The sequence below is a fragment of the Sphingomonas sp. MMS24-J13 genome, from assembly GCF_044905095.1.
Lineage (GTDB): Bacteria > Pseudomonadota > Alphaproteobacteria > Sphingomonadales > Sphingomonadaceae > Sphingomonas_I.
Genome location: NZ_CP173258.1, coordinates 867,784 through 890,710, shown reverse-complemented (window position 1 = coordinate 890,710; position 22,927 = coordinate 867,784). Strand labels below are relative to the sequence as shown.

Genomic DNA, 22,927 nt, shown 5'->3' with positions numbered 1-22,927 from the left:
TTCGAACCAGAGGCCGAGATCGTCGAACGATCCCCCATTCACGGCGCAACGCGCTGATCGTGATTGGCGTCCTGATCCTGATCGGCCTCGCCGCCTGGTTCCTCACGCACAGCAGTGGCGGCGGCGCGCAGGGTGGCCCGGGCGGTGGCGGCAGGCCCGGCGCAGGCCGTGGCGGCGCCGGGGGGCGTGGGCGGCCGGCAGCGACGGTCGGTATCGCCAAGGTGGTGGCGGAGGATGCGCCGATCAGCTTCTCCGCGATTGGCACGGTGCAGCCGATCGTCAGCGCGACGGTGCGTCCGCAGCTTTCGGGCAATATCTTCACGATCAACTTCACCGAAGGTCAGGTCGTTGCGAAGGGCCAGCTTCTAGCCCAGATCGATCCCCGTCCCTATCGCCTTGCGCTCTCACAGGCCGAGGCGAACCTGGCGCGCGACGAAGCGACGCTCAATCTCTCGCGCGTCGATCTGAAACGCTACCAGACCCTGCTTGCGCAGGATTCGATCGCGCGCCAGCAGGTCGATACGCAGGCCGCGACGGTGAAGCAGAACGAGGGCACGGTCGGCGCCGATCGTGCTGCCGTCGGGACCGCCAGGCTCAACCTGCAATATACCTCGATCACCGCGCCGGTTTCGGGCCGTATCGGCCTGCGCCAGGTCGACATCGGCAATTACGTCACCCCGGGCGACACGAACGGCGTGGCAGTGATCACCCAGACCAGCCCGATCGACGTGAGCTTCGCCGTGCCGCAGGCAAACCTGCCCAACATCATCGAGCGGCGGAAGGTGGCCGGAAACCTGCCGGTGACCGCCACCGACCAGAGCGGGCAGACCGTCCTCGCGCAGGGGAATTTCCTCACCTTCGACAACCAGATCGACGCCACCACCGGCACGGTCAAGGCCAAGGGGCGCTTCCCCAATCCGGACGGCAAGCTGTTTCCGAACCAGTTCGTCAATATCAAGCTGCTGGTCGATACGCTCAAGAGCGCGCCGACCATTCCGGTAACCGCGGTGCGCCACGGCGTGCAGGGCGATTTCGTCTTCCTGCTCCAGTCCGACAAAACGGTGAAGCTGCAGATCGTCAAGCTTGGCCCGGCGAATGGCGACAAGACGGCTATCCTGTCGGGCATCAAGGTCGGGGATACCGTCATCACCGAGGGTGCCGACAATCTGGAAGACGGATCGAAGGTGACGCTCCCCGGCGACAAATCGGGCTTCCAGGGCCGCAGGAAGAGCGGCGGCTGGTTCAGTTGGCTGTTCGGCGGCAGCGGCAGCCAGGGGGCGGGCGCGGGTGGCGGCCGGCCCGGTGGCGACAATGCCGCAGCGGGGGCCGACAGCCCATCGGGCGCAGCCGGCGATGGTCAGGGCAAGAGGCATCATCGCCGTCAGAGCGGCGGTGGCGACAGTGGCGGGAATGGCGGCGGCCAGTGATGGATTGCGCCGCCGCTAAGCCCTGCCCGGCACGGGAGCCGACCCAGTGAACGAAATGTCGCCCCCCGTCGATGCGGTCGAGGAGGAGGAACTCTTCGACCCTGCGGGTGCCAACCCGTCGCGGCCGTTCATCATGCGGCCGGTGGCGACCACCCTGCTCATGCTGGCGATCTTCCTGGCCGGCATTGTCGGCTATCGCTTCCTGCCGCTTTCGGCCTTGCCCGAGGTCGACTATCCGACGATCCAGGTTTCGACCCTTTATCCGGGGGCCAGCCCGGACGTGATGGGTCTGACCGTGACGGCTCCGCTCGAACGCCAGTTCGGGCAGATGGCGGGCCTGTCGCGCATGTCGTCGGTCTCGTCGGCGGGCGCGTCGGTCATCACGCTCCAGTTCCGGCTCAATCTGACGCTCGATGTCGCCGAGCAGGAAGTTCAGGCGGCGATCAACGCCGCCAACACGTTGCTGCCGTCGGATCTTCCGGCGCCGCCAATCTATGCCAAGGTCAATCCCGCCGACGCGCCGGTGCTCAGCCTCGGCGTGACATCGGCCACCCGCACCCTGGCGGATGTCCAGAACCTCGTCTCGCAACGCGTGGCCAACAAGATCTCGCAGATTTCGGGCGTCGGCCTCGTCTCGCTTTCGGGCGGACAGCGGCCGGCGGTACGGATCCAGGCGAATGTGCAAGCACTCGCCGCGCACGGCCTTTCGCTGGATCAGCTGCGCAGTTCGATCGCGGCCGCCAACGTCAACGGCGCGAAGGGCAGCTTCGATGGCGCAACGCGCAGCTGGTCGATCGACGCCAACGATCAGCTGGCCACTGCCAACGACTATAAGAACCTGATCATCGCCTATAATGCCGGCTCGCCGATCCGGCTGAGCGATGTCGCCAACGTCGTCGACAGTTCGGAGAATACCCGCATCGGCGCTTGGATGAACCGCACGCCTGCGATCGTCGTTGACGTGCAGCGTCAGCCGGGCGCCAACGTCATCGGTACGGTCGATGCGATCAAGACGGCCTTGCCCGATCTCGAAGCGTCGCTTCCCGCCGACGTCCACGTTACCTTGCTGACCGATCGCACCACCGGCATTCGCACCTCGGTCCACGACGTGCAGGTCGAACTGGTGTTCGCGGTCGTGCTGGTGACGCTCGCGATCTTCCTGTTCCTGGGGTCGCCGCAGGCGACCCTGATCGCCAGCCTCTCGGTGCCGCTGTCGATCGTCGGCACCTTCGCCGTCATGTACATGATGGGCTACAGCCTCAACAACCTGACGCTGATGGCACTGACGATCGCGAGCGGCTTCGTCGTCGACGACGCGATCGTGGTGACCGAGAATATCGCGCGCCATCTGGAAGAGGGAAAAAAGCCGCTCGCCGCAGCGCTTCAGGGCAGCCGCGAGATCGGCTTCACCATCATCAGCCTGACCGTCAGCCTGATCGCGGTGCTGATCCCGCTCCTCTTCATGGGGGATGTCGTCGGCCGCCTGTTCCGCGAATTCGCGGTCAGCCTGGCGGTGACGATCCTCATTTCGGCCGTGGTCGCGCTGACATTGGTGCCGATGCTGTCGGCGCGCTGGCTCAAGCCCGAGCATGAGACGAAGAAGCCGCGCTTCGTCGACTGGACGATGGAGCGCTTCGACCGGATCAGCCATTCCTACTCGCGGGCGCTCGATTGGGTATTGCTTCGCCAGACCGCGACCTTGCTGGTCTTTGCCGGCAGCCTGGTGCTGACCGCCCTGCTGTTCGTCGCCATTCCCAAGGGCCTGTTCCCCGAACAGGATACCGGCCAGCTCCAGGCCGTCATCGTCACCGGCCAGGGCGTGTCGTTCGGACGCATGTCCGATCTGCAGAACAAGGTGGCCGACGCCATATTGGGCGATCCCGACGTCGCGAGCCTGAGCTCGAATGTCGGCGTCGACGGGCAAAATCCGTCGCTCAACCAGGGCCGCATGCTGATCAACCTCAAGGACAAGGGGGATCGCACCACCAGCCAGACCCGGCTGATCCAGCGGCTGCGCCAGCGCGCGCACGACGTCGCCGGGGTCACGCTCTATGTCCGCCCGGTGCAGGATCTCACGATCGATGCCGAGGGTGGCCCGACCCAATATCGCTTCGCGCTCCAGGGCTCGGATCAGGCGCTGATCGAGCAATGGACGCAGAAGCTGACCGATGCGCTCCAGAATGTCTCGAAGGTGCGCAACATCACCTCGGACGTGCAGAATGAAGGGCATGCGATCACGGTGCAGCTCAACCGCGATACCGCAGCGCGGCTCGGCATCAGCGCAGCCTCGGTCGACAGCGCACTCTACAATGCGTTCGGCCAGCGCATCATCTCGACCATCTTCACCCAGACCACGCAATATCGCGTGATCCTCGAGAGCGAACCCGGGATGCTGACCTCACCCGACGCGCTCTCGCGCCTCTATGTGACCACATCGAGCGGCACCGCCGTCCCGCTCTCGACGGTGGCGCGGTTCGTCGAGGGGCAGGCGCCGCTGCAGGTGTCGCGCGTGGCGCAGTTCCCCGCCTCGACGATCGGGTTCGATCTCGCGCCGGGCGAGAGTCTCGGGGGTGCGGTCGATGCCATCACCGCCGCCGAAAAGCGCATCGGCATGCCGGCCGCGATCACCACGACCTTCCTCGGTGCCGCCAATGCGTTCCGAGCGAGCCTTTCGAACGAGATCTGGCTGATCCTCGCGGCGATCGTGGTTGTCTATATCGTGCTGGGCGTGCTCTATGAGAGCTTCATCCACCCGGTGACGATCCTCTCGACCCTGCCCTCGGCCGGCGTTGGTGCGCTGCTGGCCTTGTGGCTGACCGGCAACGATCTGGGCGTGATCGGGATCATCGGCATCGTGCTGCTGATCGGCATCGTGAAGAAGAATGCGATCATGATGATCGACTTCGCGATCGATGCGCAACGATCCGAAGGCAAGGATGCCGACACCGCGATCCGCCAGGCGGCGCATCTGCGCTTCCGCCCGATCATGATGACGACCTTCGCGGCCTTGTTCGCCGCGCTGCCGCTGATCTTCGGCTCGGGCATGGGTGCTGAGTTGCGCCGTCCGCTGGGCATCGCGATCGCCGGCGGGTTGATCCTGAGCCAGGCGCTGACCCTGTTCACGACGCCGGTGATCTTCCTGGCGTTCGAACGGATGTCGACCCGGTGGAGCGCACGGCGCGAAGCGGAACCGGAATTGCCGCTGGAGAGCCGGGCGTGAGGGCTTCCAGGTCATGAACCTATCGGCCCCCTTCATCCGCCGGCCGATCGGCACGTTGCTCCTCACGATCGGGTTGTTCCTGTCGGGCGTGGCGGCGTTCTTCGTGATGCCGGTGTCACCGCTGCCGCAGGTCGATTTCCCGACGATCAACGTCCAGGCCAATCTCGCCGGCGCTTCGCCGACGACGATGGCCACCAGCGTCGCCTCCCCGCTCGAGAAGCGGATGGCGACGATCGCGGGGGTGACCGAACTCACCTCGCGATCGGGGATCGGATCGGCGCAGATCACCGCGCAATTCGATCTGTCGCGCAATATCGATGGCGCCGCGCGCGACGTCCAGGCGGCGATAAACGCCGCCCGCGCCGATCTGCCGACGACGCTCCGCAGCAATCCGAGCTATCGCAAGATCAACCCGGCCGACGCGCCGATCATGATCATCGCGATGACCTCGCAAACGCGTGCCGCGACCGACATTTACAATGCCGTCGCCAACGTCGTGCAGCAGCGCCTGCTGCAGGTGCAGGGCGTGGGCGATGTCGAGCTCGGCGGTGCCGCTTTGCCCGCCGTCCGGATCGATCTCAATCCACTGGCCTTGTCGCGCTACGGCATTCCGCTGGAGGATGTACGCACCGCCATCTCCTCGACGAGCGCCAACCGGCCGCGCGGGGTGATCGAGGATGGCAAGACCGCCTGGCAGCTTTACGGCCAGGCTCCCGGTCTCAAGGCCGCCGATTATGCCGGCATCGTCATCGCATGGCGCAACGGCGTGGCGGTCAAGCTCGCCGATATCGCCCATGTTTACGACGGTCCGGAAGATATCCGCACGATGGGCCTGTTCAACGGCCAGCGCGCAGTGATGGTGGTGATCAGCCGCCAGCCGGGCGCGAACATCATCTCGACCGTCGATGCGGTGAAGGCGCAGATACCGGGGCTCGAGGCGTCGATTCCATCGGACATCAAGCTGACCGTCGCCAACGATCGCACGACAACGATCCGCGCCTCGCTCCACGAAGTCGAGTTGACCCTCGTGATCGCGACCATTCTCGTCGTGATCGTCGTCTCGATTTTCCTGCGATCTTTGCGCGCGACCGTCGTGCCCGCGATCGCGGTGGTGGTGTCGCTCAGCGCCACCGTGGGCGTGATGTATCTGCTGGGATTCAGCCTCAACAATCTGTCGCTGATGGCACTGACCGTCGCGACGGGATTCGTTGTCGACGACGCGATCGTGGTGCTGGAGAACATCACCCGCCACGTCGAAGCGGGGATGAAACCGCTTCAGGCGGCGTTGCACGGCGCGCGTGAAGTCGGATTCACCGTGCTCACGATCGCGGTCAGCCTGATCGCAGTATTCATCCCGCTGTTGTTCATGGGCGGCATCATCGGCCGCCTGTTCCGCGAATTCGCGGTCACCATGTCGGTCGCGGTCATGATCTCGCTGATCATCTCGCTGACGACGACGCCGATGGTCGCGTCGATCCTGCTGCGCGAGCCCGGCCAGGCCAGGCCCAACCGTCTGTCGGAAAAGCTGGAGAGCATCTTCGGGCGTATCCACCGACGCTATGAAAGGAGCCTCGACTGGTCTCTCGCCAATCGCGGCGCGACCCTGCTGATGCTGGGCGGAGCGGTCGCACTCAATGCCTTCCTGCTCGTCTCGATCCCGAGCGGCTTCTTTCCCGAGCAGGATACGGGCGGGTTGATGGGCGGCCTGCGAGCCGATCAGAGCATCTCGTTCCAGGACATGCAGAAGAAGCTGACCGAGATCGTCGGCATCATCCGCAAGGACCGCGCGGTGCAGACCGTGGTTGCCTTCACCGGCGGCGCACGCGCGGGTGGCGGCTTCATGCAAGTGACCTTGAAACCGCTCAGCAAGCGCGATCCCGCACGCGATGTGGTCAATCGCCTGCGTCCCAAACTGTCGAAGGTCACCGGCGTCGCGGTGTTCCTGGCCCCCGTGCAGGACATGCGGGTCGGCGGACGGCAGGGCAACAGTGCCTATCAATATACGCTGAAGGCGGATGATCCCGATGTGCTGCGCGCGTCGGGCATGAAATTGCTTCAGGCGCTGAAGCACACGCCCGAACTGACCGACGTCGACATCGATCAGGCAGAGGGCGGCGCCGAAACCTATGTGAATATCGATCGCGATACCGCGACCCGGCTTGGCATCACGCCGTCGAACGTGGACAACACGCTTTATGATGCGTTCGGGCAGCGTCAGGTTGCGACCATCTATTCGGGGCTCAATCAATATCATGTGGTAATGGGCGTCGCGCCCGAATTCACCGGCTCGCCCGAAGCGCTGAACAATATCTACGTTCCCGCGACCCGCACGACGGCGGCAACGACGACGGTGACGGCGGCCAGCAGCACGATCTCCGGCGCTGCTGTCACCGGCGCGACGTCGGCCAGCAACGGTACGGGTGGAACGATCACGGCCAATGGCGCGACCAAGACCGCCAACGGGCTCACGACGATCGGCACCTCCTCGGGGGTCGGCGGCTCCTCACCGGTCTCGCGGACCGGCAATGCCGACTCGACCACGGGCAATGCGGTCAACACCTTCGCGTCGAACATGACCCCGCTCTCGGCGATCGCGACCTGGTCGAACCGCTCGACCGCGGCGCAGGTCAATCACCAGGATGCCGCGCCGGCGGCGACGATCAGCTTCAACACGGCCAGCGGCTATACGTTGAGCCAGGCGGCGGATCGGATCCGCACGGTCCAGGCGAGCCTCGGCCTGCCCAGCCAGGTCCATGGCAACCTCGCGGGCACAGCGCAGGTATTCAAGCAATCGAGCAGTTCGACCCCGATCCTGATCGCGGCCGCGGTGGTCGTGATCTATATCGTGCTCGGTATCCTCTACGAGAGCGCGATCCATCCGTTGACGGTGCTGTCCACCCTGCCCTCGGCCGGCGTCGGCGCGGTGCTGGCGCTGGCGATCACCGGCACGCAATTCGATCTGATCGGCCTGATCGGGATGATCCTGCTGATCGGCATCGTCGAGAAAAATGCGATCCTGATCATCGATTTCGCGCTCGATGCCGAACGATCGCGCGGGCTCACGCCTGTACAGGCGGTGCGCGAGGCGGCGCTGATGCGCTTCCGCCCGATCCTGATGACGACGCTTGCGGCCATATCGGGCGCGCTGCCGCTGGCGATCGGCTTCGGCGAGGGATCGGAACTGCGCCAGCCGCTCGGCATCGCCATCATCGGCGGGCTGATCGCGAGCCAGTTCCTCACCCTGCTCACCACCCCGGTCGTCTATCTGACGCTCGATCGCTTCCGCCGCCGCTCACCCCACGAACGCCTGCTCGCCAGCCACGGCCCCCAGGGACTCCAGACGATATGAAGAAACTACCGAAGGTCCTCCCCGGCACGGGGAGGATTTTGATCTTTTCTCTTCTTCTGTCTGGCTGCAGCTTCGCACCGGCATACCACCGTCCGACCGCGCAGATCCCCGCCAGCTTCAAGGAAGCGCCGGGCTGGCGCGCCGCCGCACCCGCCGATGCGGTCGCGAAGGGCGAATGGTGGATGCTGTTCAACGATCCGACGCTCAATGCGTTGGAAGCCAAAGTCTCGATCAACAACCAGAATGTCGCCGCGGCCGCGGCCGCTTATGCGCAGGCGCGGGCGACCGTGCGCGAATTGCGCGCCTCGCTTTTCCCCACGGTCAGCCTGACCGCGGACGCCACCCGCGCCGGCTCGTTCGGCAGCTCCACCACCACGATCATCGGCTCGGGCGGCACTACCAGCAGCGTGAGTTCGGGCAGCCAGCGTTATTCCGTCTCGCTCGGCGGCACGTGGGAGCCCGATCTGTGGGGCAAGATCGGCAATTCGGTCAGTCAGCAGCGCGAACTCACCCAGGCGACCGAGGCCGATCTCAACAACGCGAAGCTGTCCGCGCAAGGCGAGCTTGCCGCGGACTATGTCCAGCTGCGCGGGTTGGAAGAGCAGAAGGTTATCCTCGACGCGACCGTTACGGCTTATGCCCGCGCGCTGAAGATCACCACCAATCGATACAATCAGGGCGTCGTCGCGAAGGTCGACGTGCTCCAGGCGCAGACCCAGCTTGAGGGCGCGAAGGGCGATGCCGCCGATCTGGTGCGCCAGCGCGCACTGCTCGAGCATGCGATTGCAGTGCTGATAGGCGAGAATCCGTCCAGTTTTTCGCTGCCCGAGCAGACATGGAATAGGTCGGTGCCCGACGTGCCGTCCGTGCTCCCAGCCTCCTTGCTCGAACGCCGCCCCGATATCGCCGGGGCCGAGCGCCGCGTCGCCGCCGCCAATTCGGCGATCGGCATTCAGAAGGCGGCATTCTTCCCGACGATCGACCTGTCCGGCTCGGTCGGCAGCAATACGAGCAAGATCGCCCAATTGTTCACCTCGGCCGCAAGCATCTGGTCGCTCGGAGCACAGGGCGCTCTGACCCTGCTCGATTTCGGCGCCCGTTCGGCCAGGGTGGCAGAGGCGCGCGCAGCCTATGATCAGGCGGTCGCCAATTACCGCCAGACCGTGCTCGCCGGTTTCCAGCAGGTCGAGGACGAACTCGCCGCCAGTCGCATCCTGGCTTATGTCGCCGATCAGCGCACCCGCGCGGCCACATCGGCCAATCAGGTCGAGGCGCTGACTCAGAACCAATATGTCGCCGGCCAGATCGCCTACAGCGACGTCATCACCGCCCAGACGACCGCGCTCAGCGCGCGGCGCAGCGAGGCGCAGGCGGTGGTCGACCGGCAGGTCGCCGCCGTCACCCTGATCCAGGCGATCGGTGGCAGTTGGCCGGCGGGTGGGCAGTAGAGCACGCGACCAGCATCAAGGAAGGCGCGACGCCACGCGCACGGCGGCTCAATCGAACGCACAACGCAGCGTCACGCTGCGCGGCCCGGCAGCGAAGGCGACCTCGGCGCATCGGGCCAAACGATCGGCGCCCAATGTCACTGCCGGCCACGCTTCCTGACGCTGCACTTTCTGGGTCACCACGATCTCGTCGGGCGAGACCGGGTCCGTCGGCAGCTGCTCGTGCCCGCCGAAGTCGGCCGTGCGGATCATCAGCCGATCGAAGCGGAAGCCGGCCAATGTCGAGGGGCGATCGAACATGACGGGACGCGCGGGTCGCTGGATGCCGAACGCGGCGGACACCTGCCGCTCGGGCCCGGCCCATCGCCCGCCCCATGCGGCGGCGAGGATCGCTCCGGCGGCAGCGGTCGCCCCGGATTCGGGTTGCCAGAAAGCGAAGCGCACCCGGATCCGCGCCGCCTCGTCCGGCACGAGCGCTGACAAACCGGTCGACGGCTCGTCATCGAGCGGCAATCTGACCGTCCGTGTAGGTGCCGGCGCGGAGGAATTGCGCCACAGGACACGATCGTAAGGCAGCGTCTGCGGGCCGACCATTCCATCGGCACCTGCGCAGCAATCGCGGCCATGCTCGATCACTTGCAGCGGTCGCTCGACCGATCCGATCCGGACTTTTGCGATTGCCGTGCGCCCAAGCAACCGGATGCGCCCGACGAGCACGTCGGGGCCGCCGACATAGACGAGCGGCAAACGCGCCGCCGCGGCCGGGTTGAGCTCGATCGTGTCGTGCGCGCCCAGATCGACCCGCAGCCGCATCGTCACGCCCGCGATCGTCGCCGCAATCACCGGATCGGCAGCGTCAAGAACGAGATCGCCACGCGACTTGATGGCTTCCGGCATCGACGAGCCCGCGCAACCGTCAAGCGCAAGCAGCAATGGCAGGCTATACCCAAGGGCTGCCGCCCTGCTAGGCATCGTCGCCATGAGCGATCTCGATGCCTTCATCACCGGCCTGCCCAAGGCTGAGCTGCACCTTCATATCGAGGGAAGCCTCGAACCCGAGCAGATGTTCCAGCTTGCCCAGCGCAACCGCATCCAGATTCCGTTCGCCTCCGTCGAAGAATTGCGCGCGGCCTATAGCTTCTCCCGCCTCCAGGATTTCCTCGACATCTATTATCAAGGCGCCGACGTCCTCCGGACCGAGGAAGATTTTCACGATCTGGCGCTGGCTTACTTCACCCGCGCGCATGCCGATGGTGTCGTTCATGCCGAGATTTTCTTCGATCCGCAAACCCACACCCATCGCGGCCTTCCCTTCGGCGTCGCGGCCAACGGCCTGCTCTCGGGAATGAGGGCGGCCGAGGCGAAGTTCGGGCTGAGTTCGAAGCTTATCCTCTGCTTCCTGCGCCATCTCGACGAGGCTTCCGCCTTCGCCACCCTCGACGCGGCCGAACCGTGGCTGGACCGGATCGCGGGCGTAGGCCTCGACAGCTCGGAGGTGGGGCATCCCCCGTCCAAGTTCGAACGAGTCTTCGCCGCCGCGGCTGCGCATGGCCTCAAGCGCGTCGCGCATGCCGGCGAGGAAGGGCCACCCGAATATGTGACCGAGGCGCTGGATCTGCTCCACATCGACCGGCTCGATCACGGCAACCGCTCGCTCGAGGACCCGAATTTGGTCACGCGGCTGGCGCGTGCGGGCATGACCCTTACCGTATGCCCGCTCTCCAACCTCAAACTTTGCGTGGTGGACGATGTCGCCCGCCACCCCATCCCGGCGATGCTAGCCAAAGGCCTGCGCGCGACCATCAACTCCGACGATCCCGCCTATTTCGGCGGCTATGTCGCGGACAATTACCGTGCCATTGCCGGCCTCGTCAGCCGCGACCAGTTGGTGACGCTGGCGCGCAACAGCTTCCTGGGCTCGTTCCTGCCGGACGATGTGGTCACCCGCCACCTCGAAGCGGTCGACGCCTTCGCCGCCAGCCATTAAGACGAAAAGACAGAAGAGAGACCGACAAAAATATGTCCGACCCCGAGCTTTCGCCGATCGCCTATGGCGAATTCGTCAGTGACGTTCATGCCATCGCCGATGCGCTGAAAGCCGATCACTGGCGTCCCGACCATCTCGTCGGCATTGGCCGTGGCGGATTGGTTCCGGCAGCCTATCTCTCACACCGCACCGGAATATCGATGCTGTCGGTCGATTTCAGTTCGGGCGTTCCCGCTTTTGCCGACGAATTGCTCCACAAGCTCGCTGCCTCTACGCGCGAAGGGCAGCGCATCCTGCTGATCGACGATATCAACGATAGCGGTCGCACGATCGAAGCGCTCAACAAGAGCCTGATTGCCGAGGGCGGCGTGATCGACAATATCCGCGTCGCGGTGCTGATCGACAATGTCCGCTCGGTCGCCAAGGTCCAATATCGTTCGCGCACGATCGATCGCGCGACCGACAAGCGCTGGTTCGTCTTCCCGTGGGAAGCGATGGCCGAGCGCGGCACCTTGATCGAGGAAGCCGAAGCGGTTCCCGAGCGCCTGGCGTAAGCGGACGCCCGGTTTCGGCCGGGAATTTTCTGCTTTAAAAGCGGATTATGGACGCGGGATCGGATGAAGCGGGCGAAGCACAATCCCGCAAGATCATCCATATCGACATGGACGCTTTCTATGCGTCGGTAGAGCAGCGCGATAACCCGGAGCTTCGCGGCAAGCCGGTCGCAGTCGGCGGCACGCGCGAGCGCGGCGTCGTCGCAGCCGCAAGTTACGAAGCGCGCAAGTTCGGCGTGCGATCGGCAATGCCGTCGGTCACCGCGCGGCGGCGCTGCGCCGAGCTGGTCTTCGTCAAGCCGCGCTTCGATGTCTACACCGCAATCAGCCGCGAAATCCGGGCGATCTTCGCGGATTATACACCGCTGATCGAACCACTATCGCTCGACGAAGCCTATCTCGACGTGTCGGGCGCGCGCTCGGCGACCGATATCGCAAAGGAGATACGCGCGCGGATCAAGGCCGAGATCGGGCTTACCGCATCGGCCGGCGTCTCCTACAACAAGTTCATCGCCAAGCTGGCATCGGACCAGAACAAGCCCGATGGCCTGTGCGTGATTCCACCGGCGAAAGGTGCGGCTTTCGTCGAAAGCCTGCCGGTATCGCGCTTCCACGGGGTTGGACCCAAGACGGCGGAGCGTATGACGAGGCTGGGCATCCACACCGGTGCCGATCTCCGTGACCAGAGCCTGCAATTCCTCGAAGCGCATTTCGGGAAGTTCGCCTCCTATCTCCACGGGGCGGCACGCGGGATCGACGAGCGGCCGGTCCGCCCCGATCGCATCCGCAAATCGGTCGGCGCCGAGCGCACCTTCTTTCAGGACATCGAAGATCCGGACGAACTGGCCAAAGCGCTGGAGAATGTGCTCGATGCCTTGATGGAGCGGGTCGAGCGATCGGGATCGGCGGGACGCACCGTGACCCTCAAGGTCAAATATGCCGATTTCCGCCAGATCACGCGCGCCAAGAGCCATGTCGCGCTGTTGAGCGACCGGGCTACCATCGGCGCAGCGGGCCATGCCCTGCTTGTGGCCTTATGCCCGGTCGAAAAAGGCATCAGGCTGCTCGGGCTGACACTGTCCGCCCTGGCCGAAGATGACGCACTCGACGATCACAAGCAGCTTGATTTCACACTATAAAAGCGCGTGGCCAGCTATAGGCCGCCCGATTTTCCGTTCGATCTGTTGTAGAGCGATCCATTTAATGTTGACGGAAACGTTCGACCGAGTACCATGTGACCGATAACAGCAACTATACTGCAGTGCAGCATTTGAGCGAACATGGTCAATGGCCGCTGATCGGATCTGGTTGTCGCGACATTCCATTTATCGCAGCCCGACATTTATTGGATCGCCTCGCAGCCCCAAAGTTATAGCCGAAAGCTGCGAAGCCGGGGATGGCATCGTTGTGATCGATTGGGTGCTGACCGACGGCATCGAGATGTTCAGCGATGGCGGCGCGCCCGACGGTTGCTCCAGATTCTGCATGTACACCGCCGACAAGCCCACCTGGATCGAGACGCGCAATGACGGAATCCAGGAGATTGCCGCCAACGACGTCGTTTTCCTGAGTTCGGACATCCCGATCCACACGCGCAGCGTCCAGAATACGCGGCATCTGACTCTCCTGCTGCCGCACCAGTTGGTAACGAACCACATTCCGACGGCCGATCGGATCAGCGGCCGTCAGCTTCCTCCTGACCGAGGTGTGGCGGACGTCGCGCGCAATATCATGCTGGCGCTGCGCCACGGCATCGGCATCGCGAATGCCACGTCGGTGAAGGCGAAACTGGTCGGCAGCCTGCTGGCGGCCATGTCGGGGCTGAACACCGAAACGGCGGCTGCCGATACCGGCCGGGTGGCGCAACGGATCCGGCTGATCGAGAATGTGATCGCCGATCGCTATGCCGATCCCGATTTCGACATCGAAGTGATCGCACGCGAGCTCAACCTGTCGGTGCGCTATCTGCATGCCATCTGCCAGGGCGGCATGTCGCCGGCCGAGATGATCCGGCAATACCGGTTGCGCAAGGCAGGGGAGATGCTCGGCTCGCGCATCGCCGAAAGCCGGTCGATCACCGATATCGCGCTGGCCTGCGGCTTCAACAGCAGCGCTTATTTCAGCACCTGCTTCAAAAGTTATGCGGGTGTGACGCCCCGCGCCTACCGATCGGGATCGATGCCCATCGCGGGGTGAGCCATCCCGTTTCCGGCGCGCGCCGGAAAAATCGCGATTTTCGGCGGAGTGCGGAATTTCGAAACTCGGCTGCTCAATTGTGAAAGACGCGCGCCGCTCTCCTGCATAGCCTCCGCCCACAAAAGAAAAATTAGGAGAGGGAATTGTGAGGAAGTCCATCAGGCTGTCCTGTTTCTGCGCCTTGTCGACTCTGGCCGCCGCCAATGCGGCAGCCCAGCAAGCGGCAGCTCCACCCACCGCCGATCAGGCCGCCCCCGCGCCGGCATCCACCGGGCTCGAAGAGATCGTGGTCACCGCGCGGCGCACCAGCGAAAGCCTGCAGAAGGCTCCCGTCGCTATCACCGCGATCGGCGGCGACACGCTGACCCGCTCCGGCATCAAGAATCTCGGCGATCTGCAGTCGCGGATGCCTTCGGTCGAATTGTCGCCGGCGACGAGCGTGCCGATCCTCTTCATCCGCGGCGTCGGCACGTTCAGCACGCAGGCCGGCATCGACTCCGCAGTCGCCTACACGATCGACGGCATCTTCGTCGCGCATCCGCAAGCCTATCCGCCGGTGCTGGTCGACATCGCCCGCGTCGAATTGTTGCGCGGCCCGCAGGGCACGCTCTACGGCCGCAACTCGAATGGTGGCGCGATCAATTTTCTGACCAACGAGCCGGTGCTCAACCAGGTGCAAGCCAGCGCCGCGTTGACACTAGGCAACTATGCGCAAGTCGGCACCGAAGGCGTGGTCAACGTGCCGCTCGGCGACAGCGTCGCGATCCGCGCCGCGTTCGGATCGGACAAGCACAGCAGCTATTATCGCAACGGCTACAGCAATGCGGAAAACTCGACCGGCCGCATTCGCCTGCTGGTCCAGCCCGCCAGCAATCTGCGGATCATCGCCTCGGTCGATCGCTACCGCATCCACAATGACGGTGCGGGCTTCGATTATTGCCCGCCCAATTCGACCAGCCCGCAGTGCATCGGCCGCCCCTTCGTCCCGTGGAGCGGACTGAAGGCGCGCGATCCGGGCGACTTCAACCGGATCAAGACGTGGGGCGCTTATGGCCAGATCGACTGGACACTCCCCTGGGCGACGGTCACCTCGCTGACCAGCTATCGCGACAATAATTTCCTCGCGCGCCAGACGCAGGTGACGCCGAGCACGGCATCGGGCTTCGTCCAGGGCGTCATCAGCAAATTCTTCACGCAGGAAGTCCGCCTCGCCTCGGCGCCCTCCTCGCCGATCAAGTGGCTGGTCGGCGGCTATTATGCGCATGAGACCGGCCCGGGCACCGAGATCTTCTATCAGGACGGGTTCAACTATTTCTTCAGCGATCCGAACCTGAAATCGGATTCGAAGGCGGTGTTCGCCGACGTCACCGTGCCGATCAGCAAGACGTTCCGCATCTCGGGCGGCATCCGCTACACCGACGAAGACAAATCCGCGAGCGGATCGCTCGCGACCGTCTCCACCACCAAAGTGACCTTGCCGATCAACGACGAATTCCGCGAGAAGAAGGTCACCTGGAAGGCGGGCGCCGAATTCGACGTGAGCGATCGCTCGTTGTTGTACGGCACGGTCAGCACCGGCTTCAAATCGGGCGGCGTCAACCAGGTGCCGGCCTTCCCCGGCTTCGATGGCACCTACAAGCCTGAAACGGTCACCGCCTATCAGGTCGGCACCAAGAACCGCTTCTTCTCGAACCGGGTGCAGCTCAACGCCGAAGCCTTCTATTATGATTACCGCGATCTCCAGGCGCTGACTGTCGAGACCGATCCTGCGGGCAAGATCCCCGGCTTCTTCCTCGAAAATTCCAACTCGCAGAAATCGACCATGTATGGCGGCGAGATCGAGGCGACCTGGGCGGCGACGCCGGCGGATCGCTTTACCGCCACGGTGGCACTGCTTCATGCCAAATTCGATCGCTACCTCGTCGGCGGACAAGACCTGTCGGGTAATCACCTCATGGCATCGCCCAAATATACGATCGCCGGCACCTACGAGCATACGTTCGATCTGAACAATGGCGCCAAGCTGATCTTCGGCATCGATAGCAAGCTCGTCGCCGCCCATTACATGTCGAACGCGAACGAACCGGGCTCGCTGCAGAATCGCTACACGCGCACCAACGCCAACCTCACCTACCGCACGCCCAACGGGCATTGGGAGGTGATTGGCTTCATCAAGAATATGGAGAAGGGTGCGCAGCAGCTCGCCTTCGTCAACACGGTCGATGGCGACACGGTCCTGCTCTACCCGCCGCGCACCTTCGGCGCGACTGTCCGCTGGCACTATTGATCAATCCATCCCTGTTCCATTTAGAGATCTGGAAACCTCATGGCATCCAATCCCTCTCCCCTGTTCAGCCCCTTCAGGCTCAAGTCGCTTGAACTCGCAAGCCGCTTCGTGCTGCCGGGCATGCAGCGCGGCTGGTCGGTCGGCGGTGCCCCGACCGATCGGCTCAGCGATTATTATGTGCGGCGGGTGCACGGCGGGGTTGGCCTGATCATCACCGAATTGGTGGCGGTCGATCACGTCTCCTCGACCCGGTCGGAGGTATTCAGCCGGCTCGACGATTCGAGCTTCGACGCCTGGCAGAAATGCGTGGCGGCGGTGCGCGAGGCGGGCGGCAAGATCATCATGCAATTGTGGCATGAGGGCGCGATCCGTAAGGACGAGCCCGATCCCGAACGCCCGGATGAACAGATCACCCCTACCCTCAGCCCTTCGGGCCTCATGGCGCCCGATCGGCCGCGGGGGCGGGCGGCGCTTGCCGAAGAGCTGGAGGAGATCAAGGATGCGTTCGTGCGCTCGGCGCTGCTCGCGCAGAAAGCCGGCGCGCACGGCGTCGAGATCCATGGCGCACACGGCTATTTCCTCGACCAGTTCCTGTGGGCCAACACGAACCGGCGCGACGACGATTATGGCGGCCCGACGATCGCCGATCGCGCGCGCTACCCGGCCGCGATCGCGCGTGCGATCCGGGCTGCCTGCGGGGAGGATTTTCTTATCTCGTTCCGCTTCTCGCAATGGAAGGAGATCGATCTGCGCGCGACGATCGTCGACAGCCCGGAAGAGCTCGGCATCCTCGTGTCGATCCTGCGCGAGGCGAGGGTCGACGTACTCCACATTTCCACCCGCCGTTTCTGGGAGCCGGCCTGGCCGCATTCGGACAAGACCATGTCGCACTGGGTGAAAGAACTGAGCGGGCTGCCTGTGATCGCGGTCGGCAGCGTCGGCCTGACCAAGGACATCATGGAAACGGTGCAGGGCCAGGAAGCCGATCACCATATCGCCGAGAGCATCACCTTGCTGGAGCAAGGCATCGCCCGCGGTGATTTCGATCTGATCGCCGTCGGCCGCGGGCAGATCGGGGACCCCGATTGGGTGCGCAAGGCGCGCGAGGGACGCTTCCACGATATCATCCCCTTCACCCGCGAAGCGCTCGGCAAGATCGAGGGCGAGAATGATCATATGGAAGGCGTACCCAGCCGGCAGGGCTGAGTGAGATGCAGGGAAAGCGACGCCCAAAGACCGTCACCCCAGCGAAGGCTGGGGTCTCAGGAGAGCGGCGGGTGCTCACATCCTCCGGAGATCCCAGCCTCCGCTGGGAAGACGATAAAAAGTGGGACGGCAGTTCCCACAAACAAAGCGGATGAGGATGACAGGCATGACCCGACAGCAGCTTACCGTGGGGATAGCCTCGTTCATCGGCATGACCGTTTCCGCGCCGGCCTTGCTGTCGACGACCCCGCTCTTGCTCGAGCCAACCTCGCACGAATTCGGCTGGGGCCGGGCGACCATATCGATGGCGCTCCTGATCGCATCCCCACTGACCGCCTTGTCCTACATCCTGATCGGGCGGTTGCTCGACCTGTTCGGTGCGCGCCGCATCCTGATCCCCGGCTACGTGCTGTGCGGCGGATCGATGATGCTGATGAGCCAGCTCAACGGATCGATCACCCAACTTATCGTGCTGCAGGTCTTCAGCATGCTGTGCGGCACGCTCGTGACCGGTATCGCCTTCGGCAACATCATCTCGCGCTATTTCAGCACCAATCGCGGCACCCTGCTCGGCCTGTGCCTCGGTGCGGGCGGCGGGCTCGGCATGACGGTGATGCCGCTGATCGGCGCCGCCCTGCTCGAGCATGGCGGCTGGCGGACGACCTATTTCGGCGTCGGGCTGATCGGGCTCCTGCTCGGTCTGCCCGCCGCGCTCGCGCTCCCCCGGCATCGCCCCCCCGCCACGGCCGAGGCGCCGACCAATGTCGCGGTGGCCGAGGGGCTCGAGGGCAAGGTCGCGATCTTCAAGCCCGCTTACCTGCTCATGCTCGGTGCCACCTGCCTCACCTGCATGGTGATCAACGGCATCGGCGGCCACATGGCGGCGATCATGACCGATCATGGCATGACCCACACCATGGCCGCTGCGGCGCTCTCGGTGTACGCCGGTTCGATGATGGCCGCGCAGTTCGGCATCGGCATGCTGCTCGACAAGCTGCAGACGCGGCGGATCATCATTCCCGTGTTCGGGATCGTGTTGTGCGGTGTCGTGGCGCTCCAATTCTCGACCTCGACCGCGGGCCTGTTCCTCGGCGCGGCGATGATCGGTGCGGGCGCAGGCAGCGAATATAGCATCCTGCCCTATTTCCTCACCCGCCTGTTCGGGGTGCGCGCCTTCGGGCTGCTCTACGGCACGATCTACGCCATCGCCGCAGTGGGCACGGGCATCGGCCCGTTCGCGATGGGCAAGGCGTTCGACATCACCGGCAGCTATTCGACCGCCCTGACCGCGTTCGAAGCGGCGTTGCTGATCAGCATCGTCCTGATGCTGTTCCTGTCGCCCTATCGCTACGCCGCCAACGGCAAGCCTCTGGAAGACGAAAGCATCGACGATCGATTGCTCGCTAAGGCTTCCGCCTGAACGGCCAGTCGATCGCCGCGCCCGCGAACAGGCACCACCAGACGATCACCGGTTGAAACAGCAGCCTCGGCCCATGATACCACCAACCGAGCGTGCCGTTGCCGACGCGGACATGCTCCAGCGCATGCTTCACGTTCGCCGGAAACACGCAGACCGCATACAGCGCGAGCATGACGCCGGAGATCCAGCGCAAGCGGGGCACCAGTAGCCCGATCGCACCGGCAATTTCACACCATCCGGTCACGATCACGGTTGCGCGCGGCAGCGGCACCCAATCGGGGACGATCGGCAGGAAGAAATCCGGTCGGCCGACATGCATATAGCCGGCATAGAGAAAAGCAGCCGCCAGCATCCACCGCAGCGCGATGCGAAAGCGTTCACCCATGAAAGAGGCCTCGCCGAGAGGCCATCGCCCAATGGAGGGGCGCTACACAATGGTACGTTGCTGGGTGCCCGAAAGCCGGGATCTCGTGAGAATCGCGCACGCTCATATCCTTGTGAATCCCCAGCCTTCGCTGGACGGCAATTGATCCCGGATGGCAGGACGCTACAGCAAATCGTTGGGTGGGCCAGCCTGTTCTCCGTCGTCCGCCTCGGCTAGCGCGTCACGACCGCGCGTGGACTCGCCTACAGCAAGGCCTCGAGGAGCCCGACCAGCGGGCGATCGGCAGGGGGCATATCCAACCCATGGAGCTCGATCGGGCGAACCCACTTGAGCGCACCGCCTTCGAGCGCGCGCGGAATGCCGCGCCATTTGCGACAGACATAGAGCAGCAACAGAAGATGCCGATCCCCTAGCCGGTCGCTCGCGAAGGTCGCCGGCGCGAGGCAGGCGGTCTCCGTATCGATGCCAAGTTCTTCCTTGAGCTCGCGCACCAACGCCAGTTCGGGCGTTTCGCCTGTCTCAAGCTTTCCGCCGGGGAATTCCCACAGCCCGGCCATCGATTTCCCCACCGGCCGTTGCTGGACCAGCAACCGCCCCTCGCCGTCGATCAGCGCCACCGCGACTACGATAAGAATATCCATGGGAAGGCTTTCTTTACTGGGGGAATTTAGATGCGGTCAACTTGGCGCAAGCCGCGCTCGTCGGAATAGGGAAAAGCGCGATGGGCGGACGGATCGGCAAGTTGGCGCGCGACACGCGCGGCGCGACCGCCATCGAATATGGGTTGATCGTCGCCCTTCTGGTCATCGTGATCGTCGCGGGCGTGTCGGCGCTGGGGGGCGCCACCGGCGACATGTGGAGCAACATGGCCGCCAAGGTGGCAAAGGTTGAATAGTATAAACCCTGCGCTCAGCGTTAAATCTTCAGCAACCGTTGCCGAATATACAAACTTTCGCCGGTCCGGCACCGATGGCACTGGCACCTGGATATATGACCTCTCAAATACTCGATCGTGGGGATATTAAAATGCAGCGAATTCGCAATCTCGTAAAAAACAACAAGGGCGCAACGGCGATCGAGTACGGCCTGATTGCGGCCCTTATTGCAGTCGCAGCCATCGGCGCGATGACGACGCTCGGCGGAAAGCTTAAGAACACCTTCACCAACGTATCGAACAACATGACCGTTTCGTAATATCGACCCAATATTTTGGAGATATTAGGCCGGCGCGGGACACTGCGTCGGCCGTTTTTTGGTCAACGGTGAAGAATTACGGATACATATGATATAATATTTTATGCTAATTTGATCTGATCTGAATTTATTTAAGATATCCGATAAATTAGTTAAGATGCACTATATTCACGCCGAAACGGTTGCATTGCAATCTGCAGACGAGCCGAGATAGCGGCACAGCGGGAGCCATACCGAGTATGTTCTCCCGAAATTGTTAGCAATGCTCGCAGTATAAGCGCAATCGAATAGACTTGATTACTGGCTAAATTACGGTCTCATCTGTACAGTCACCCCGCCAAGCGGGAAATGCCGAACAATCTGACCGCTCGACAAGCCCCCTGCCTCCACGCCGACAGCAAGCCTGTCCCCGGGAAGCCGCCTTCAGGCGATGCGCAGGAATTTTTCGCGACGGCTCGCGATTAAAGTCGCGCGGCTTTGATCCGCCATCGACTCCAGTTCTTCGGAAATTGCGCTGCCCAAGGCCGCGATCGCTGCGGTCGGGTCGCGCTGGGCGCCCCCCACCGGCTCGGCGACGACCCGATCGACGATGCCTAGCTTCAGCAGATCGCTTGCAGTGATCTTCATAGCCTCGGCCGCATCGGCCGCCTTGTCGGCCGTGTGCCACAGAATGGACGACGCACCTTCGGGCGAGATGACCGAATAAATCGCATGTTCGAACATCAGCACGCGATTCGCGGCGGCCAGCGCGACCGCGCCGCCCGACCCTCCCTCGCCCACGATCACCGCGACGATCGGGACACCAAGCGCAAGACATTGCTCGGTCGAGCGCGCGATCGCTTCCGCCTGCCCGCGCTCCTCGGCCTGAACACCGGGAAAAGCGCCGGCCGTATCGACCAATGTCACCACCGGAAGCCCGAATTGGTCGGCAAGTCGCATCAGCCGGATCGCCTTGCGATAGCCTTCGGGCTTGGCCATGCCGAAATTGTGCCGAAGCCGGCTCGCCGTATCGTCACCTTTCTCGTGCCCGATCACCATCACGCGGCGGCCGGCGATTCGCCCGAGCCCGCCCATGATCGCCTGATCGTCGGCAAAAGCGCGATCGCCGGCGAGCGGCATGAAATCGTCCACGAAACCGGCGATATAATCCTTGAGATGCGGCCGCTCGGGGTGGCGGGCAACCTGCGTCTTCTCCCACGGAGAAAGCTTCGCATAGGTCTCACGCAGCAATTTATCGGCCTTGACCTGCAGCCGCGAGACCTCTGCCTCGATATCGAGCGTGCCGTCATTGGTTTGCGCGGTGCCGCGCAGCTCGGTGATCCGCGCCTGAAGCTCGGCGATCGGCTTTTCGAATTCCAGGAATGCAGCCATGGTCGCGCGCCCTAGGATTTAGCCGGCGGGGCGTCAACGAGCGGATGGCGCTGGTTGACCAGCTCGACCAGCCGGCGGCTGTCGACATGGGTGTAGATCTGGGTGGTGGCGATGTCGGCATGGCCGAGCATCGTCTGCAGCGCGCGCAGATCGGCGCCCCCTTCCAGCAGGTGCGTCGCGAAGGCGTGGCGCAGCACATGCGGGCTGATCCGCTCGGGATCGATCCCCGCCGCCATCGCCAGCTCGCGCACGATCTGGAACAGCCGCACCCGGCTGAGATGCTTCTTGCCCGATGGGAACAGCCACGCGGCGTCCTTCGGCAGGGTCGCCGCATATGCGGCGACAGCGGCGCGCGCGCGATCGGACACCGGCACGAGCCGCTCGCGCCCACCCTTGCCGCGCAGGATCGCATAAGGCTGCTCGGCGCGGATCAGATGGCGTGGCAGCGAGACCAGCTCGGTGGCGCGCAGACCCGATCCGTAGAGCAGTTCGATCAGCGCGGAGAGGCGCAGATGGGCAGGCGAGCGTGCCTCGTCCAGCCGGCGCGCAACTTCGACGAACAGTCTGTCGACATCGCCATGGCCCAGCACCTTGGGCAGGGTTCGCGCCGTACCGGGCCGGGGCAAGGCATCGGATGGATCGTCGCGCCGCAAACCTTCCTCCGCCAGGAAACCGAAGAACCGGCGCAGCGCGGATGCCTTACGCGCGACGCTGCTGCGGGCGAGCGACAGCCATGATTTGCCGAGATCGCGCAAGGCCGCGGCATCGGCCTCCCCCAGCCTACCCGCCAGATGACCGGACGCGCCCTCCAGATCGCGACGATAAGCGGCGAGCGTGTTTGCGGCGGCGCCTGCCTCCGCCGCCATCATCTCGAGAAAGCGTT

General features: G+C 64.1%; 18 protein-coding genes. 13 read left to right on the top strand and 5 right to left on the bottom strand.

Annotation, left to right across the window (positions count from 1 at the left end):
• Window positions 1–59: 59 nt before the first annotated feature.
• Genes AB4Z44_RS04245 through AB4Z44_RS04230 form a run of 4 tightly spaced genes read left to right on the top strand, consistent with a single transcriptional unit; the run spans window position 60 to window position 9,444 of the window.
• Window positions 60–1,427, top strand: coding sequence for an MdtA/MuxA family multidrug efflux RND transporter periplasmic adaptor subunit (locus AB4Z44_RS04245; protein WP_404712824.1), 1,368 nt, complete (start codon window positions 60–62; stop codon window positions 1,425–1,427).
• Between the two features lie 55 nt (window positions 1,428–1,482).
• Window positions 1,483–4,647 carry an efflux RND transporter permease subunit gene (locus AB4Z44_RS04240; RefSeq protein ID WP_404714351.1) on the top strand — a complete coding sequence of 1,055 codons (3,165 nt, stop codon included), beginning with the start codon at window positions 1,483–1,485 and terminating at the stop codon, window positions 4,645–4,647.
• Between the two features lie 13 nt (window positions 4,648–4,660).
• Window positions 4,661–7,996: an efflux RND transporter permease subunit gene (locus tag AB4Z44_RS04235; protein ID WP_404712823.1), complete on the top strand. Its 3,336-nt coding sequence runs from the start codon at window positions 4,661–4,663 to the stop codon at window positions 7,994–7,996.
• A 38-nt stretch (window positions 7,997–8,034) separates the two neighbouring features.
• On the top strand, window positions 8,035–9,444 hold the full coding sequence (locus AB4Z44_RS04230; RefSeq protein ID WP_404712822.1) for an efflux transporter outer membrane subunit: 1,410 nt from the start codon (window positions 8,035–8,037) through the stop codon (window positions 9,442–9,444).
• Window positions 9,445–9,492: 48 nt separating this feature from the next.
• On the opposite strand, the gene AB4Z44_RS04225 is transcribed toward AB4Z44_RS04230, so the two are convergent.
• Window positions 9,493–10,341 (bottom strand): hypothetical protein, encoded by an 849-nt coding sequence (locus AB4Z44_RS04225; RefSeq protein ID WP_404712821.1) that lies wholly within the window; start codon window positions 10,339–10,341, stop codon window positions 9,493–9,495.
• Between the two features lie 82 nt (window positions 10,342–10,423).
• On the opposite strand from AB4Z44_RS04225, the gene AB4Z44_RS04220 reads away from it, so the two are divergent.
• The 7 genes from AB4Z44_RS04220 to AB4Z44_RS04190 all read left to right on the top strand — a co-directional run bounded on the left by AB4Z44_RS04220 (window position 10,424) and on the right by AB4Z44_RS04190 (window position 19,094).
• The gene (locus tag AB4Z44_RS04220; protein WP_404712820.1) at window positions 10,424–11,431 is read left to right on the top strand and encodes an adenosine deaminase; all 1,008 of its coding nucleotides are present in this window, start codon (window positions 10,424–10,426) and stop codon (window positions 11,429–11,431) included.
• A gap of 32 nt (window positions 11,432–11,463) precedes the next feature.
• Window positions 11,464–11,985 (top strand): phosphoribosyltransferase, encoded by a 522-nt coding sequence (locus AB4Z44_RS04215; RefSeq protein ID WP_404712819.1) that lies wholly within the window; start codon window positions 11,464–11,466, stop codon window positions 11,983–11,985.
• A gap of 47 nt (window positions 11,986–12,032) precedes the next feature.
• Entirely contained in the window at window positions 12,033–13,124 is a 1,092-nt protein-coding gene (dinB, locus tag AB4Z44_RS04210; protein WP_404712818.1) for a DNA polymerase IV, read from the top strand.
• A 268-nt stretch (window positions 13,125–13,392) separates the two neighbouring features.
• Window positions 13,393–14,181 carry a helix-turn-helix transcriptional regulator gene (locus AB4Z44_RS04205; protein ID WP_404712817.1) on the top strand — a complete coding sequence of 263 codons (789 nt, stop codon included), beginning with the start codon at window positions 13,393–13,395 and terminating at the stop codon, window positions 14,179–14,181.
• A gap of 145 nt (window positions 14,182–14,326) precedes the next feature.
• Entirely contained in the window at window positions 14,327–16,468 is a 2,142-nt protein-coding gene (locus tag AB4Z44_RS04200; RefSeq protein ID WP_404712816.1) for a TonB-dependent receptor, read from the top strand.
• 39 nt (window positions 16,469–16,507) lie between these two features.
• Window positions 16,508–17,674 carry a 12-oxophytodienoate reductase gene (locus AB4Z44_RS04195; RefSeq protein WP_404712815.1) on the top strand — a complete coding sequence of 389 codons (1,167 nt, stop codon included), beginning with the start codon at window positions 16,508–16,510 and terminating at the stop codon, window positions 17,672–17,674.
• A gap of 166 nt (window positions 17,675–17,840) precedes the next feature.
• Window positions 17,841–19,094: an MFS transporter gene (locus tag AB4Z44_RS04190; protein ID WP_404712814.1), complete on the top strand. Its 1,254-nt coding sequence runs from the start codon at window positions 17,841–17,843 to the stop codon at window positions 19,092–19,094.
• On the opposite strand, the gene AB4Z44_RS04185 is transcribed toward AB4Z44_RS04190, so the two are convergent.
• Entirely contained in the window at window positions 19,078–19,479 is a 402-nt protein-coding gene (locus AB4Z44_RS04185; protein WP_404712813.1) for a DoxX family protein, read from the bottom strand. The genes AB4Z44_RS04190 and AB4Z44_RS04185 overlap by 17 nt on opposite strands.
• Before the next feature lie 242 nt (window positions 19,480–19,721).
• On the bottom strand, window positions 19,722–20,120 hold the full coding sequence (locus AB4Z44_RS04180; RefSeq protein WP_404712812.1) for a (deoxy)nucleoside triphosphate pyrophosphohydrolase: 399 nt from the start codon (window positions 20,118–20,120) through the stop codon (window positions 19,722–19,724).
• A gap of 80 nt (window positions 20,121–20,200) precedes the next feature.
• Here AB4Z44_RS04180 and AB4Z44_RS04175 point away from each other — a divergent pair, with 80 nt between their 5' ends.
• Window positions 20,201–20,374, top strand: coding sequence for a Flp family type IVb pilin (locus tag AB4Z44_RS04175; protein WP_404712811.1), 174 nt, complete (start codon window positions 20,201–20,203; stop codon window positions 20,372–20,374).
• 131 nt (window positions 20,375–20,505) lie between these two features.
• The gene (locus AB4Z44_RS04170; protein WP_404712810.1) at window positions 20,506–20,673 is read left to right on the top strand and encodes a Flp family type IVb pilin; all 168 of its coding nucleotides are present in this window, start codon (window positions 20,506–20,508) and stop codon (window positions 20,671–20,673) included.
• Window positions 20,674–21,096: 423 nt separating this feature from the next.
• On the opposite strand, the gene AB4Z44_RS04165 is transcribed toward AB4Z44_RS04170, so the two are convergent.
• Window positions 21,097–22,044, bottom strand: a complete 948-nt coding sequence (locus AB4Z44_RS04165) for an acetyl-CoA carboxylase carboxyltransferase subunit alpha (protein ID WP_404712809.1) — start codon at window positions 22,042–22,044, stop codon at window positions 21,097–21,099.
• Between the two features lie 11 nt (window positions 22,045–22,055).
• Entirely contained in the window at window positions 22,056–22,913 is an 858-nt protein-coding gene (locus tag AB4Z44_RS04160; protein ID WP_404714350.1) for a tyrosine recombinase, read from the bottom strand.
• Between the last annotated feature and the right edge of the window lie 14 nt (window positions 22,914–22,927).